18 protein-coding genes are annotated in these 14,253 nt (G+C 43.7%); 10 read left to right on the plus strand and 8 right to left on the minus strand.

What is annotated here, in order from left to right; translation table 11 throughout:
* Positions 1-100 precede the first annotated feature (100 nt).
* Positions 101-499 (plus strand): DUF4112 domain-containing protein, encoded by a 399-nt coding sequence (locus QZ918_RS16145; protein WP_293149230.1) that lies wholly within the window; start codon positions 101-103, stop codon positions 497-499.
* A 129-nt stretch (positions 500-628) separates the two neighbouring features.
* Here QZ918_RS16145 and QZ918_RS16150 read toward each other — a convergent pair whose 3' ends face one another.
* A complete protein-coding gene (locus QZ918_RS16150) occupies positions 629-1,660 on the minus strand; it encodes a threonine aldolase family protein (RefSeq protein ID WP_293336698.1) in 1,032 nt (343 codons plus the stop codon).
* A 228-nt stretch (positions 1,661-1,888) separates the two neighbouring features.
* On the opposite strand from QZ918_RS16150, the gene QZ918_RS16155 reads away from it, so the two are divergent.
* From QZ918_RS16155 to QZ918_RS16185, 7 genes are all read left to right on the plus strand, one after another.
* Entirely contained in the window at positions 1,889-2,101 is a 213-nt protein-coding gene (locus tag QZ918_RS16155) for a DUF2997 domain-containing protein (RefSeq protein ID WP_293336700.1), read from the plus strand.
* An 11-nt stretch (positions 2,102-2,112) separates the two neighbouring features.
* Positions 2,113-2,895, plus strand: a complete 783-nt coding sequence (locus QZ918_RS16160) for a nucleotide exchange factor GrpE (RefSeq protein ID WP_293336702.1) — start codon at positions 2,113-2,115, stop codon at positions 2,893-2,895.
* A gap of 20 nt (positions 2,896-2,915) precedes the next feature.
* Positions 2,916-4,565: an Hsp70 family protein gene (locus tag QZ918_RS16165; protein WP_293336704.1), complete on the plus strand. Its 1,650-nt coding sequence runs from the start codon at positions 2,916-2,918 to the stop codon at positions 4,563-4,565.
* 109 nt (positions 4,566-4,674) lie between these two features.
* On the plus strand, positions 4,675-5,538 hold the full coding sequence (locus QZ918_RS16170; RefSeq protein WP_293336706.1) for an HIT family protein: 864 nt from the start codon (positions 4,675-4,677) through the stop codon (positions 5,536-5,538).
* Between the two features lie 302 nt (positions 5,539-5,840).
* Positions 5,841-6,410 carry an Alr1449 family protein gene (locus tag QZ918_RS16175; protein ID WP_293149240.1) on the plus strand — a complete coding sequence of 190 codons (570 nt, stop codon included), beginning with the start codon at positions 5,841-5,843 and terminating at the stop codon, positions 6,408-6,410.
* Between the two features lie 161 nt (positions 6,411-6,571).
* The gene (locus QZ918_RS16180; RefSeq protein WP_293336708.1) at positions 6,572-7,927 is read left to right on the plus strand and encodes an ATP-binding protein; all 1,356 of its coding nucleotides are present in this window, start codon (positions 6,572-6,574) and stop codon (positions 7,925-7,927) included.
* Positions 7,924-8,826: a tetratricopeptide repeat protein gene (locus tag QZ918_RS16185; protein WP_293336710.1), complete on the plus strand. Its 903-nt coding sequence runs from the start codon at positions 7,924-7,926 to the stop codon at positions 8,824-8,826. Before QZ918_RS16180 ends, QZ918_RS16185 begins: the two co-directional genes overlap by 4 nt.
* Before the next feature lie 18 nt (positions 8,827-8,844).
* Here QZ918_RS16185 and QZ918_RS16190 read toward each other — a convergent pair whose 3' ends face one another.
* The 3 genes from QZ918_RS16190 to QZ918_RS16200 form a co-directional block, all read right to left on the minus strand.
* Positions 8,845-9,087 (minus strand): hypothetical protein, encoded by a 243-nt coding sequence (locus QZ918_RS16190; protein ID WP_293336712.1) that lies wholly within the window; start codon positions 9,085-9,087, stop codon positions 8,845-8,847.
* A complete protein-coding gene (locus QZ918_RS16195; protein WP_293336714.1) occupies positions 9,068-9,346 on the minus strand; it encodes a BrnT family toxin in 279 nt (92 codons plus the stop codon). The genes QZ918_RS16190 and QZ918_RS16195 overlap by 20 nt, the downstream gene beginning before the upstream one ends.
* 64 nt (positions 9,347-9,410) lie before the next feature.
* Entirely contained in the window at positions 9,411-9,557 is a 147-nt protein-coding gene (locus QZ918_RS16200) for a hypothetical protein (RefSeq protein ID WP_293336716.1), read from the minus strand.
* A 70-nt stretch (positions 9,558-9,627) separates the two neighbouring features.
* Here QZ918_RS16200 and ilvA point away from each other — a divergent pair, with 70 nt between their 5' ends.
* On the plus strand, positions 9,628-11,139 hold the full coding sequence (gene ilvA / locus QZ918_RS16205) for a threonine ammonia-lyase, biosynthetic (protein WP_293336718.1): 1,512 nt from the start codon (positions 9,628-9,630) through the stop codon (positions 11,137-11,139).
* A gap of 110 nt (positions 11,140-11,249) precedes the next feature.
* Here the strand turns inward: ilvA and QZ918_RS16210 are convergent, their stop codons facing one another.
* Both QZ918_RS16210 and QZ918_RS16215 read right to left on the minus strand, forming a co-directional pair.
* On the minus strand, positions 11,250-12,086 hold the full coding sequence (locus tag QZ918_RS16210; RefSeq protein ID WP_293336720.1) for an Rpn family recombination-promoting nuclease/putative transposase: 837 nt from the start codon (positions 12,084-12,086) through the stop codon (positions 11,250-11,252).
* Positions 12,087-12,250: 164 nt separating this feature from the next.
* Positions 12,251-12,445, minus strand: a complete 195-nt coding sequence (locus QZ918_RS16215) for a hypothetical protein (protein WP_293336722.1) — start codon at positions 12,443-12,445, stop codon at positions 12,251-12,253.
* 105 nt (positions 12,446-12,550) lie between these two features.
* Between QZ918_RS16215 and QZ918_RS16220 the strand changes: the two genes are divergently transcribed.
* Positions 12,551-12,892 carry a hypothetical protein gene (locus QZ918_RS16220; protein ID WP_293336724.1) on the plus strand — a complete coding sequence of 114 codons (342 nt, stop codon included), beginning with the start codon at positions 12,551-12,553 and terminating at the stop codon, positions 12,890-12,892.
* Positions 12,893-13,002: 110 nt separating this feature from the next.
* Here QZ918_RS16220 and QZ918_RS16225 read toward each other — a convergent pair whose 3' ends face one another.
* Both QZ918_RS16225 and QZ918_RS16230 read right to left on the minus strand, forming a co-directional pair.
* The gene (locus QZ918_RS16225; protein WP_293336726.1) at positions 13,003-13,452 is read right to left on the minus strand and encodes a hypothetical protein; all 450 of its coding nucleotides are present in this window, start codon (positions 13,450-13,452) and stop codon (positions 13,003-13,005) included.
* Between the two features lie 21 nt (positions 13,453-13,473).
* On the minus strand, positions 13,474-14,049 hold the full coding sequence (locus QZ918_RS16230; protein ID WP_293336728.1) for a DUF6232 family protein: 576 nt from the start codon (positions 14,047-14,049) through the stop codon (positions 13,474-13,476).
* Positions 14,050-14,253: the final 204 nt, after the last annotated feature.

Consider the following 14,253-nt stretch of genomic DNA (forward strand, 5'->3'; position numbering starts at 1 on the left):
TGAAGAGGACTGAAGTCCGAACGATCGAACCTGTCAGGGCGATACTTTTTTCTGTCTTCGGACTGATGTCGTTTTTTCCAGCTAGTCCAACAATAATAATATGAACAAAATAGAGCGTCTTGCCACCCTTAACCGCATCCGCAAACTCAGTCGCCTGATGGATACCGCCATTGGCATCCCCGGTACTAAATTTCGCATTGGCTTAGATCCAATTATTGGTTTAGTTCCCGGTGCTGGCGATATAGTAGATACTGCGTTTTCTGCCTACTTAATTTATTTGGCAACTCAATTCAACATTCCGCCCAAAACTCTAGGCAAAATGATTTACAATATTGGTTTAGAAGCTGTTATTGGCTCAGTGCCTTTAGTCGGGGATATCTTCGATGCTTTTTATAAGTCAAACATGAGAAATCTGGCACTTTTGGAAGCGCACCTCGAAGCAGAGGAACCCGAATTAGCAGCAGTTGCAGAACCTATTCATGAATCAATTAAACTCTAGGTTCGTAGTGAGGACTTTAGTCCGCATCCAAGAAGGACTAAAGTCCTCACTACGAACCTTTAAACTCTAGGTTTGTAGTGAGGACTTTAGTCCGCATCCAAGAAGGACTAAAGCCCTCACTACAAACCTTTAAATATGGAAAAGCTCGCCTTTACACAAATCAACAAAAGCATTAACATCTTCTTCTTTAGTATTAAAAGCTGTTACCAGTCTGACAGTAGAGTTATCCCACCGATAAAACTGAAAACCACGACTCAAAGCTGCTGCAATCACTGATTCGGGAAGCTGCATAAAAATCTCGTTAGCTTCGACGGGATGGCAAAACTTGACTTTCTCAACTCCGGCCAAACCTTCGGCTAATTTAGCAGCCATCTTATTGGCGTGAGTCGCATTTTTTAGCCACAAATCATCCGTTATATATGCTTCCAACTGCGCCGACAAAAACCGCATCTTTGAGAACAGATGCCCGCTGCGCTTGCGGTAAAATGGGAAAGTTTTTGCTAATTCTCGATCGAAAAATACCACAGCTTCCGCAGCCATCGCGCCGTTTTTTGTCGCTCCAAATGAGAGGATATCCACACCTGCGCGCCAAGTGATATCCGCAGGAGAACAGCCCAAACTAGCAACAGCGTTAGCAAAGCGAGCTCCATCCATATGCAGGTGCAAATTGTGGCGGCGCACAACTTCGGAAATCTCGGCAATTTCCGCTGGATTGTAGACTGTGCCGGCTTCTGTGGCTTGGGTGATGCTGACGGCGGCGGGCTGTACGTGGTGGACGACTCCTGCACCAGCGCGATCGACTATTTCACCTAAAGTCTCTGCCTCTATCTTACCATCACTTCCTGTTATTGTAACTAACTTTGCACCGCCCGTAAAAAACTCCGGCGCGCCGCATTCATCCAGATTAATATGAGATTGGGCGTGACAGTAAACAGCCCCGTAACTTGGAGTCATCACCGCCAGGGCTAAAGCATTAGCAGCAGAACCGGTGGCTACGGGGAAAACAGTCACAGATGTCTCGAACAAATCCGAAAATTTAACTTGCAAACGCTGCGTATATTCATCATCTCCATAGGACATAACTGCACCGCAATTAGCCGCTGCAATCGCTGCCATAATTTCCGGCGAAACCCCGGTTGCATTGTCGCTACAAAAATTCATTTGAATAATTGGTAAACAGAATCTATAATATAACTCATACCAATTTAATGTGAAGTTGCATATCTCGTTCCCCCCCTCGCATACTCCCTAATAACGAGGACGAAAGATCCCAATCTTGTCCCCCCCTTATTAAGGGGGGTTAGGGGGGATCGGATTCGGGAGCAGGCTCATAAAAAATTCGGATCGACAGTCAAAAGTCAACCGTCAAAAATTAAACCAAGAGGAACTATGGCAGAGTACCGCCAAATAGAATACCGCATCGGCAAAGACGGAAAAATTACCGAAACCGTCCTCAACGCCACCGGTTCGAGTTGCACCGAAACCACCGCCGGAATTGAAACAGCCCTCGGCAAAGTAGAATCTCAAGACTTGCTGCCAGAATACTATGAAGGCGAAGAAAATTTGACCGCCGAACAAACTCAGACTTTAAAACAAGTTTAGAAAAATTAACAATGTTCTATCTCCTCGGTGCAACAGTTGATATAACAACAGGGCCTGCCTTCGGTATCGCGCTAGCTGTCGGGGGCATTTTTCTAATTTTAGTGTACCTTTATGCTGCATCCGAGGCCGGAGATGCGATCGACTTTAAGTACGATACAATCCTCCGGGAACGCATGAATCAGCTAGATATCGTCGATTGGCAAGATTTAGGCGAAAAAGCCGGATTAAGTCGGTTCGGGGTGCGCCTAGTACGGCAGGGAGACGTGGGAAAACTCACCCTAGACCAATTGCGGCGGCTGGCAACTGTGCTAAATTTAAATTTCCAGGAATTCGATCGCACTTTAAACGCACTGCCCGTATCGGATGAAATCACCACGAATCCCAGCGAAATCGAAGAATTGAAACAGCAGTGTTTCCGGCTTCGCGAAGAATTGCAGCAACAAAAAACTCAACTCACAGCCGATTTTCGCCGCGCCACCTTTGAACAGTTACAAACTTTGCTAACAAACTATCCCAGCGCCCGCAAAATGGCAGAAGCCAAGCCGAATATGCCAGCCAAAAATCTCTCTGCTTTGTTTACGCCTCTAGAAAATCTCCTGTCAAGTTGGGATTTTGAAACAATTGGTTCAGCTTGGGAACAAGTTGCTTACAATCCGCAGTTGCACCAGCCGGATGTTGAAGATATAAAAGAAGGAGAGTTAGTTTATATTCGGTTTGTCGGCTATCGGGATGGAGAGCAAATTCTTGCTCCTGCTAAAGTTAGTCGCAGCCTCCCACCGGGAATAACAAATTAAATTGAAAATCTAAAATAGACATGACTACAGTTGCAATAGACTTCGGTACCAGCAACACGGTTGTTTGCATTCTCAACCCGGATACGCAAACACCAGAAACTTTGAGATTGGGCGAAATGTCCCGCATTTTTAAGACCAATAAATCGAACCCAGATGTTCGAGAAATACCTGTAGTGCCGACTTTAGTGTTTGTGAAAAATGCTGGAGAGTTGGTATTGGGCGAAAAAGTGCGATCTCAGCGTTTAGGACAATCCCAGCCCGATCGCTTTTTCAAAGCTTTTAAACGCGACTTAGCAGCCGATTATCAGCCCCCAGCCCGCCATCTTGACGGCGAAAGCTACACGCCGGAATCAGTAGCCGAACAATTTATTAGAACAATATGGAAACAATTATATCAGCAAAACATACAACCAGACAAATTAATTTTTACAGTACCAGTCGGAGCCTTTGAGCGATATCTTGATTGGTTTCGCGACTTAGCAGAATCTCTCGGAGTTGAAGAAGTTCAGTTAATCGATGAATCCACCGCCGCCGCCCTGGGATATGCAGTCCAACGCCCCGGTTCTCTAGTTTTAGTAGTCGATTTTGGCGGCGGAACTTTAGATTTAAGTTTAGTTCGTACCGCTGCAACTTCCTCCTTACCTTCTCTTAGCAAAGGGGAGACAAATCTTGTCCCCCCTCTTGTAGGGGCGGTGCCCCCGTGCCCGCCCTCGCTGGGGGGGGTGCGCGCCGAAGTGTTGGCAAAATCGGATGCTTATGTCGGCGGTGAAGATATTGATATCTGGATTGTTGAAGATTATTTGCGGCAAATTGGTTCGTCGCGGGCAGAAGTCGGCGGCGTGGGCTGGCAAAATTTATTAGAAATAGCGGAAAAGTTAAAGATTCAAGTTTCTCAAGTTAATGAGGCGAAGGAAAGTTGGTTTGATGATGAAAATTTTATGTCCTACGAATTGCAACTAAACCGAGAGAAGCTTGAAGAAATCCTGGAATCTCGGCAGTTGTTGGAACAGTTGCGGGAAGCTTTAGATGAAGTGTTGAGCATTGCCCTGGGAAAAGGTATCAGCAAAGCAGATATCGAACAGGTTTTGCTGGTAGGAGGAACTTCTCTGATTCCGGCTGTATCTAATTTAGTGGTTTCCTATTTTGGGCGGCAAAAAGTCAAAACAGATAAGCCTTTTGAAGCTGTAGCCCACGGCGCTTTAGCCTTGACACAATTGGCGAGTGTTGACGATTATTTGCGCCACACCTATGCAATTCGCCTCTGGGAACCTTATGCTAAAGCTTATACTTATTCGCCGATTTTTAGCAAAGAAATGAAGTATCCTTGTGAAAGTTCCGAAGAGTTGACGCTGCAAGTTGCCATTGAAGGTCAAAGAGAAATTCGGTTAGATATTGGAGAAGTTGCGGAGGTGTCGCAAGCGGAGGTTACTTTTAACGAAAAAGGGCAAATGACGAGCAGTTTGCTCAACAAACACAGCGATTTTCGTTCTCTGGAAAGCCACCACCAGCAGGTTTGTGTGGCGCATTTGAACCCGCCCGGAGTATTGGGGATTGACAGGGTTTCGGTGAGTTTTGAAGTGGATGAGAGGCGGGTGTTGCTGGCTACGGTGCGGGATTTGGTGACAGGTAAGGTGTTGGTGGCCAAAGGGGCGATCGCCAAACTGCAATAATGGTAAAATCTTTAGATAAAATTCGGCGATAGAAATCGCAAAGCGAGTCAAACTTTCCTTCCTTTCTAAGAGACTGAAGAATATCGATTGAAATCAAATTGATGCCTCCATGAAAAAGCAACAAAATAAATTCAGCCACCTCACAGCAATTGAAAGGATTTACCTGTCATTTCCGGCAAAAATTTTATTAGAGCAAAACCTGCTTCAAGGTAAAATTTTAGATTTTGGGTGCGGCTTCGGCAGCGATGTTAAATTGTTGCAGCAAAAAGGCTTTGATATTGCAGGTTACGACTCTTATTATTTTCCTGAATTCCCCGAACATAAATTTGATACAATCATTTGCTTTTATGTTTTGAATGTCTTGTTTCCCGAAGAACAAGCTCATGTCCTGATGGAAGTATCGCACCTCTTGAAACCAGGAGGTAAAGCATATTTTGCCGTGAGAAGGGATATCAAAAAAGAAGGTTTTCGAGAACACTACGTACACAAAAAACCTACCTATCAGTGCATCGTCAAACTTCCATTTAAGTCATATCTCTTAAATGAGTCTTGCGAAATCTACGAATACGTGCATTACAACCATCAAAGAAATTCAACTAATAACTGCATATTCTGCAATCCCTACAAAAACCTAACTTTGCTCACAGAATCAGCGACAGCCTATGCAATTTTTGACGGTTATCCCGCCAGCCCAGGTCATGTTTTAATTGTTCCCAAACGTCACACTGCAAATTATTTTGAATTGCCATTTCGAGAGCAATCGGCTTGCTGGTTTATGGCTAATAAGGTGCAAGAAATTTTAACTAAAGAGTTTCAGCCTGACGGTTTTAATGTCGGTATCAATATTAATAAAGATGCGGGTCAAAGTCGCAGTCACGCTGCAATTCATGTTATCCCCCGCTACAAGGGCGATGCGGCTGGGAATAAAGGCGGTATTAGATATGTGATTCCTCAACTTAAAAATAAAAATTAGGGATTTGTAAAAGCATTTTTTTACCGCAGAGGCGCACAGCACGCAGAGGAATAGAGAAAACAGGGATGTATAATTTTTGTAAGGATTGTTTTACAGGAATTACGCGCGGCGACTACAGAAACCGGGTTTTTTATTAATTCTAGGGCTGGGACGAATGATTTTGGAAAAAAACCCGGTTTCTCGATACCCGTGGGTAATTTTTGTAATAATTCTTGTATTTGAGCAAAGGGCGAGCAAAATAGAGTTAAAATGTGTTAGCCAAGTCTCAAACTACACATTAGCAGTAATTTGGTATTCTGTTTATGTCTAAGCGCAAAAAGCAAGAATGGCTCAAGGAAACTCTAGAGCTCAAAGAAGACCACAATTGGAAGTCAAAGCCTGGAACTCGCATCTTTGTAGCAGGAAGAGGTGCAGTCCGCTTTGATGTCCCCCAAGATTGGCATTTTGAACCGGATACAAAGTCGTTCCGGTTTACGGATAAGAAACCGCCGGATGATGATTGTTGTTTGGAGGTTTCGTTTAATTTGTTACCTCCTGGTAACTGGGGAGAATTTCCGCTGGTGCCGCTATTGCAGAAAATAGTTGAAGATGATACCAGAAATCCGATCGATCCTGGGGAAATCATTCAATTAAAGCGGCAAACTGCTCGGGTTGTTTGGACTGAATTTAAGTTTATCGACCCTCCAGAACAGCGAGAAGCTTATTCGAGAATCTGTATCGGATTGGGTTCTAATGTTCAATGTTTGATTACTTTTGATTACTGGGTTGATGATGCTGAACGTTTGACTCCTGTCTGGGATACGGTGATGGACTCGCTGGTTTTGGGTTTGTTTATTAGCGACCCTCGAACGGGTTTTGCACGTCCTGATTAGAGATATGCAGGGTTGGAAGCTTCGATTTTTGTGGTTGTGTATCCCTGAGTTCTTGAAGAAGTCGGGGATTTCAAATAATTGACGATCGCATTTAATGCAAAGATATTGATAAATATCTTGTACACTATACTTGTTGTGCAAAATTTGACTTGAGGTAGCTTGTGGCGCTAGATTTGCTAACCGAAATCTACAGTTCCTTTGAACCATTTCAGCCTCCCTCGAAAGAGGCTTATGTTGATTGTCAGGAAGTCCGTGGTGGTTGGGAAGTAGTACGGGAATTAGGTCGAAAGATTACGCGATCGAAGAAACCCACTTGTCAGCTTTACTCTGGACACCGAGGAGTGGGAAAATCCACAGAACTCCTGCGATTAAAAGAGTATCTTGAACAACAGAAATATTTTGTGGTTTACTTTGCAGCAGATGATGAGGATATTGAACCCCAAGATGCGGAGTATGCGGATATATTGTTTGCTTGTACTCGACATCTAGTAGAAGCGATCGATCTGCAAAATCATAACCCTTTGCTAGATTGGATGCAAAATCGATGGGAATCTCTGAAAGATTTGGCACTGACAGAAGTGTCTTTTGAAGGTTTAAACTTAGAGGGACAAATTGCCCAGTTTGCCAAAATTACAGCCAATCTTCGCGCAACTCCTGATAAGCGGCGCGAACTTCGACAGAAAATTAATGCTAATACTCCCTCTTTGGTAGAAGCGCTGAATGACTTCATCAAAGAAGCTGAGAAATCTCTACCTACAGCCTGTCGCGGCATTGTGATGATTGCCGATAATTTGGATAGAATTGCGGAAACTAAAGAAGAAGCAACTCCCAGTAATTATGACGAGATTTACTTAAATCGCAGTGAAATTCTGCGGGGCTTGGCGTGTCATGTAATCTATACAGTTCCGATCGCAATGGTATATTCGGGACGGGCGACACAGCTTGAAGATAACTACGAAAAGACCAATATTTTACCGATGGTGATGGTGCAGAATCCCGACGGTACAGTCAACTCAAATGGACTATCCAAGTTGCGGGAAATTATCTGTCGGCGGCTAGAGGCGATCGACCCCAGACTGACTCAAACTATGGATAGTAGTGTGGCAGGTTTAGATCTTCCGGCTGTGTTCGACAGTCCAGATACATTGAACCAGCTTTGCATCATGAGTGGCGGACACGCGAGGAATTTGATGCAGATGATCCGAATCGCTGTAAACTGGACGGACGAGCTACCAATTACGTCTGAAGCGGTGCAACGGGCAATTGCAGAAACGCGGGAAACCTATCTCAATACAATTCAAGAACATCAGTGGGAAATTTTGGCTGATGTTTATTGCAAAAAGCACGCCAACAATAACGAAGAGTGTCTGCGCCTGTTACTCAGGCGTTGTTTGTTAGAATATCGCTATTATGATGATAAGGGCAATCTCAAACGCTGGTACAATGTCCATCCTCTGATTGAAGAAATCGAGCAGTTTCAAGCTACAGTTGCCAAAATTCGGCAGTCGTCATCATGAGTCAACCTTCTGCTACTCGGAAACTCGACACTAGCCCAGAGGGAGTCTATCGGGCTTTATTGCGATGCCTAAAACGAACAAAAGGCTTCGGTATTGTTTTCGTGCAATGTTCTCCGGCAGAAGGTAATGAGTTGATCGGTAGGGTGCAAGAGGATTTGTCTGAGAAAAAAATTGCGGTTCTAGAATTGACAGGATCAATTGATAATCTGTATGACATTGTTGCAAATCGGGGCGATCGTAATGACCTAAACATTCTCTTCATTCAAGGACTAGAAAAGTCACTAGAACTTTATATCAAGCCTGGATATGGTGGTGATGGTGATTATTATAATTTAGATACAGTACCTCCTATTCTCAGTCACCTCAATCAAAGGCGGGAAATTTTTCGCGATCGCTTGAGTAACATTTGCTCTGTTTTTATACTACCGACTTTTGCTATCAAATATATCATCCGTCGGGCACCCGATTTTTTTGATTGGGGTTCTGGTGTATTTCAATTCTCTACTTCTATTTATAGCTCAATCAGAAAAGATTTAGAGAAACAACTACTAGAGAAACTACAAAGTCATATGCAAGAACAAGCTTTATATAAAAAAGAAAGAAGTTTTGATGAAAAAGATGAGGCCAGTAGTTTTTATTTAGATGAATCTGAATCTTGGATTAAACGAGGTAACGTACTTCTTGAAGTAAACCGTTGTGAAGAAGCGATACAACGATATGAACTAGCTATTAGACTAAAACCTGATTCATGCAAAGCGTGGAATTTTCGCGGTCTTGCTCTACTGCAACTAGGGCGCTATGAAGAGTCAATTGCCAGCTTTGAGAAGGCATTAGAAATAAAGCCAGATTATCAAGACGCTAAAACTAACCGAGATACTGCATTCAAAGAATTGAATTAAGAGCCTGGGTATAGGACTTTAAACTGTCTCCCCACTACTTGCTTGGGGCATCGCTTCAATCAGCGCCCGAAGCACCTTGTTTACTGCTTCCGGTGTTGAGAAAATCCGGGCAATATCCTCATCCAAAACAACGACTGTCATTTGTTGCTTTCCACTGCGATTGGCAAAACGGTTGGGTTTGGCTTTTTTGTAATCGAAGTGGTACTCCGACAAAAGCTCATCTTCCGAGTTTGAAGATTCATTAAAAGGCGTTTTCTTCATAGTCTTCACGCTCCTTTCTAGTGGCTAGACGGGCACTAATGATACGGATTGCATTTCCACGTTCAGTATAGCTGACTAGCAGCAACTGATTGTTTTGAGAGTGGCCGATGATAATTTCACGGCGCTCATCTTGTGAATGTTTTTCATCATCAAAAATTACGGCAAGTGGATTGTAGAAAACTGTCTTTGCTTCTTCAAAATCTATACCGTGCTTGTTGAGATTGATAGCTGCTTTGATTTCGTCCCATTCAAATTCCATACCCCGATTGTATATTTTATATATTTTCGCGCTTTTGCTATCTAACGCTGCTTTTATTATACTCCTACTCCACCTGAGTGCGACTCAACTTCCCCGCTGACTCGACGAAATAAGTGCGATCGCCCGTTTTCAGTATTTTCCCAAACGGAAAAGTTATCATTGATAACTTCCGATCGCCCTTTAGGGAAGTTTGCAGAAGACGATTGCCCATTCCCCGCAACACACTAACACAAATATCGTACAATTATCCCACCATCCCGCATCTACTCACCCCCCAGCCCATGCTCTGCGATTACCTAGTACAAATCCTCACCGCCCGCGTCTACGATGTTGCTCAAGAATCCCCCCTAGAAGTAGCCCCCAATCTATCAACACGGCTCAACAATAAACTGCTCCTGAAGCGAGAGGATATGCAGTCTGTCTTCTCCTTCAAACTGCGGGGCGCGTACAACAAAATGGCGCAACTGTCGCCGGATTTGCTAGCACAAGGTGCGATCGCAGCTTCCGCCGGCAATCACGCCCAAGGAGTCGCCCTCGCTGCACGCCACCTGGGAACTCGCGCGATTATCGTCATGCCCGTAACGACGCCGCAGGTGAAGGTTAATGCGGTGATAGCGCGCGGTGGAGAGGTGATTTTGCATGGGGATACCTATGATGATGCCTACGCTTTTGCGCGTCAATTAGAGGCCGAAAAAGGCATGACTTTTGTTCACCCTTTTGACGATCCGCACGTGATTGCGGGACAGGGTACGATCGGCATGGAAATTCTGCGGCAACATCAAAAACCGATTCACGCGATTTTTGTGGCAATTGGTGGCGGTGGATTGATTTCGGGAATTGCGGCTTATATCAAGCGGTTGCGCCCGGAAATTAAGATTATTGGTGTGGAACCTGTCGATTCCGATGCGATGAATCAATCGCTGAAAGCGGGTAAACGGGTGCGTTTGTCGCAGGTGGGTTTATTTGCTGACGGCGTTGCGGTGCGGGAAGTTGGGGAGGAAACTTTTCGGCTTTGTCAGGAGTATGTGGATGAGATTATTTTAGTGGATACGGATGATATTTGTGCAGCGATTAAGGATGTTTTTGAGGATACGCGATCGATCTTAGAACCGGCCGGGGCATTGGCGATCGCAGGTGCGAAAGCTTACGTGGAACGGGAACAAATCGCAGGGGAAACATTAATTGCGGTGGCTTGCGGCGCAAACATGAATTTCGATCGCCTGCGGTTTGTAGCAGAAAGAGCCGAGTTTGGCGAACGCCGCGAAGCTATTTTTGCTGTCACAATTCCCGAACAACCGGGAAGTCTCCGCAGGTTTTGCGAGTGTTTGGGGAAACGCAATTTAACTGAATTCAGCTATCGAATTGCGGATGAGAAAGCAGCACATATTTTTATCGGCGTCCAAATTCAAAACCGTGCGGATGCGGTGAAAATAGCTGCCAGTTTTGAAGATTGCGGCTTTAAAACTTTGGATTTAACTGATGATGAATTAACGAAATTGCACTTGCGGCATATGGTGGGCGGCCGTTCGATGCTAGCAGATAATGAGTTGTTTTATCGCTTTGAATTTCCCGAACGTCCGGGTGCGTTGATGAAGTTTGTGGGTTCGATGAGTCCTAACTGGAATATCAGCGTTTTTCACTATCGGAATAACGGCGCTGATTACGGGCGAATTGTGGTGGGAATTCAAGTACCGCCGGATGAGATGCAGGAATGGCAGGCTTTTTTGGATACGCTGGGTTATCAGTATGGGGATGAAAGTCAAAATCCGGCTTATAAGTTGTTTTTGGGATAGGTTTTTGAAGTTTATGATTCGGCGGTTGAAACCGCTTCTATACAAACGAAGTCTGCCTCCGCAGACTTAGAAATTGGATGCGAACAATGTCATGTCTGGTTTTTGACGCATCAAACTTGCGATCGCAAATTCTGCACATCCTGAACGCTAAGTCCGGTTATTTGGGCTATGGTTGCGTCATCTAGGCGATCGAGTAACTGCCGTGCGATCGCCTGTTTTTCTTCTTGTCTAGCGTCTCGCTCGGCTTTAATTATCGTGCCTTGTTGGTCGTAAATAAACATTTCTTGCCGTTCGATATTTGCTATTTCCTCCACGCTTAAATTCACTCGATCGGCGATGTCAAATGCTTGATGGATTTCGGGGACGCTATTCATTACTGGCGGGATTTCCGTTATCGTTACCGCGTATTTCATGAAATAGAGCCATTTATCTGCCAGAGTTTCTAGTTGGTCTACTGTTTTGGTGAATTTTGGCAATTCTACAAATACTAACTTGAGATCGTTATCGGGATAGGGTAAGTTAGAAATCTCTTCTTTGTAGACAAATCGCGAAATTAATTGGTTGCTATTTTTAAACATCTCAAAATCAGTAATCGTCAAGGCAATTACTGGTCTGAGCATTCGATATCCTTGTCCTTTCTGCAATTGAGAGGCGTAGGTTTTCGCTGCGTTGTACAAGATTCTTTGTCCGAAAGACTCGACGTTTAATACCTGCATTTCAATGATGACTAGAGTGTCGTCTGCCAGCTTGGCTTTGACATCTAAAGAGGAGTCTTTTAAGCCTTCTACTTGTGGCGGCAGGTTGGGGTTGATAATTTCTAAGTCTTGAATAGTCGGATTGCCTTCGTAAATTATGGCGTTGAGGAAACTGATGAGAATGTCTTTGCTTTCTGAGGAACCAAATATTTTTTTGAAGGCGTAATCGGTTTTGGGGTTGATGAATGTCATGGTGGGAATCGGAAATGGATCTCGCTATTTCGATTCTATCATCGGGCGAGCTTAATTTTTGGGGTTAGGGCACACTCCGAAAAGAAACCGGGTTTTTTACGAAAATACGGGTTGAAACCAGCAGATTTGGCAAAAAACCCGGTTTCTGAACCCCATGCGAAGTCCTAATTCATTGCCTGCATCAAAGCTGCACCAGCACCAAAATTCTCGTAGGGCGTTGGTAGGTAGTAAATCTTGTAAGGTTCCAAAGGAAAAATATCTTCACTGATATCCTCTTCCGCCATTAGAATGCGGATTAACTCTCGTTTCTCGATCGCAGAAAGTTGTCTAATGGTAGGGAGCAATTCTGTGAGTGTCATCGTTGTCAGAAGTTAGTAAACAACTAATTGGCGCGATCGCGTAGCATAAAGCTGCTATTGGAAATTATAATGGGTACAGAAGTCTAGCATGGAGAATGTGCGATCGTGACAGTCCGAGAAGAATTAATCAATGAGATCGATCGAGCATCAGATGATGTACTTCAGGTGCTATTGAGTTTTTTGCGTCAAAGGCGGTTGTCGCAGTCTGAGCCTTCTGTGTCGATCGACTCTGCTGAGATTTCGAGTGCTGGATTGACAGCGCAAAAGCATTATCCTCTGCGCGGGATGCCCTTGGTAATTGCCGAGGATTTTGATGCGCCGATGGAAGTTCCCCAATTAATCGATCGGATTGCAAAAATTATGGAAAATGAAAATGTGGGTTTAAATGATTTATTGCCTGGTTTAGAAGCCGAGAAAGAGGCGATTTGGCAGGAGAAACAGTCTTGATGCGTAGGATATTTGCATACGAAGAGCGAATTAATTATTGGATGAAAAATAATAAAGGCGATCGCACTTTGATTTGTTGGTAAGGGCGATCGCACTTCGCATACCACAATCTATTCTGGTTTCATCCAACCTTTAACTGTCTCTTTCACTACATTGACATAAGGATTGTCTAAAAACTCTTCGATCGCAGCTTCACCGCCAGCCTGCAATGCACCAACTGCACGACGCTTGAAACTGGGGGTAGTTTCATCATTAACATGAGCAATCTTTTCCTCATCAGTAGCGGTGGGATTACTTACCTCTAATTGTTTGAGCAGTTGTTGAATTTCTTTTGCTGAAGTCGCAAGATTTTGTTTCTGTTCTGATTGTTGGACAAAAGAGTTGTTGTCAGAGCTGGCCTTCTCACCCATAGCCCCAACCTGACCATGATTATTATAGGAAGTTTGTGACATTAATTTACTCTCCGATACGGGTTTATACTCTACATTCCCACCGACGTTTCCTTGAACCAAGTTGCCCTTAAAACTACTGTTATTCATGTCTACAGATTTTGGTTCCATAGCTGATATCATCCTCACTTGCTAACGTTTACTTTTGGTGTCATGTTCGCTATCACTAGAAAGATACGAAGCGTTTCCCTCAACATTTCCCTGTATAAAATTACCCCTCACCTCACTATTACTAATGAATATTTCGTAAGTTGCCTCCTTTTCAGTTTCAATGAAATCATAGATTACTCCAATAACTTGCTTGAGTGCCTTCTTTTCTTTTGTAGTAAACAACGTCCGATCGCCAGAATTGAGAGTTAGTAACAAGCCGTAGTGTTTTAGATTAATCAAATTCCGAACTGTACCTACAATTGATCCAAAAAATAAAACAGGGGCTAGTATAATCAGTATTAGTCTATCACCATTATTTGCGCCTATTATTAGTGAAGCAACAAAGCAAATACCAATAATTCCCCAAGGAATTCCTGGAATTTTGACCTCTCCTTCAGTAAAACTTGTAATATTGTGAGTCTGGTAAACATTGTACGAAAAACGGACTGTTCTTTTAGTTACGATAATAGTTTTGTTTTTCTCTAAAGTAATGTTCTGATTACTTCCAGATGAGTTTGGTAATCCTATTAATGCCATTAATAGCTTTGGTATTTCCATTGATTATACCTATAGAATAATTGACGGTTGAGGTTATGTAGCGGCACCCTTTTCAGCTCTTAGGCGCAACTATGCACCTGTCAATCAACACTCTAGTAAGATACTTGTGTCGGACTCATCCATGCTAGACCGATCGCACAAAAACTGTCAAGGAAAAAAAAGTTGGAAAAAGTGGGAACTTCCTAAAAATCCGATACGAAGCCA

Source organism: Microcoleus sp. CAWBG58 (assembly GCF_020883045.1).
Taxonomy (GTDB): Bacteria; Cyanobacteriota; Cyanobacteriia; order Cyanobacteriales; family Microcoleaceae; genus Microcoleus.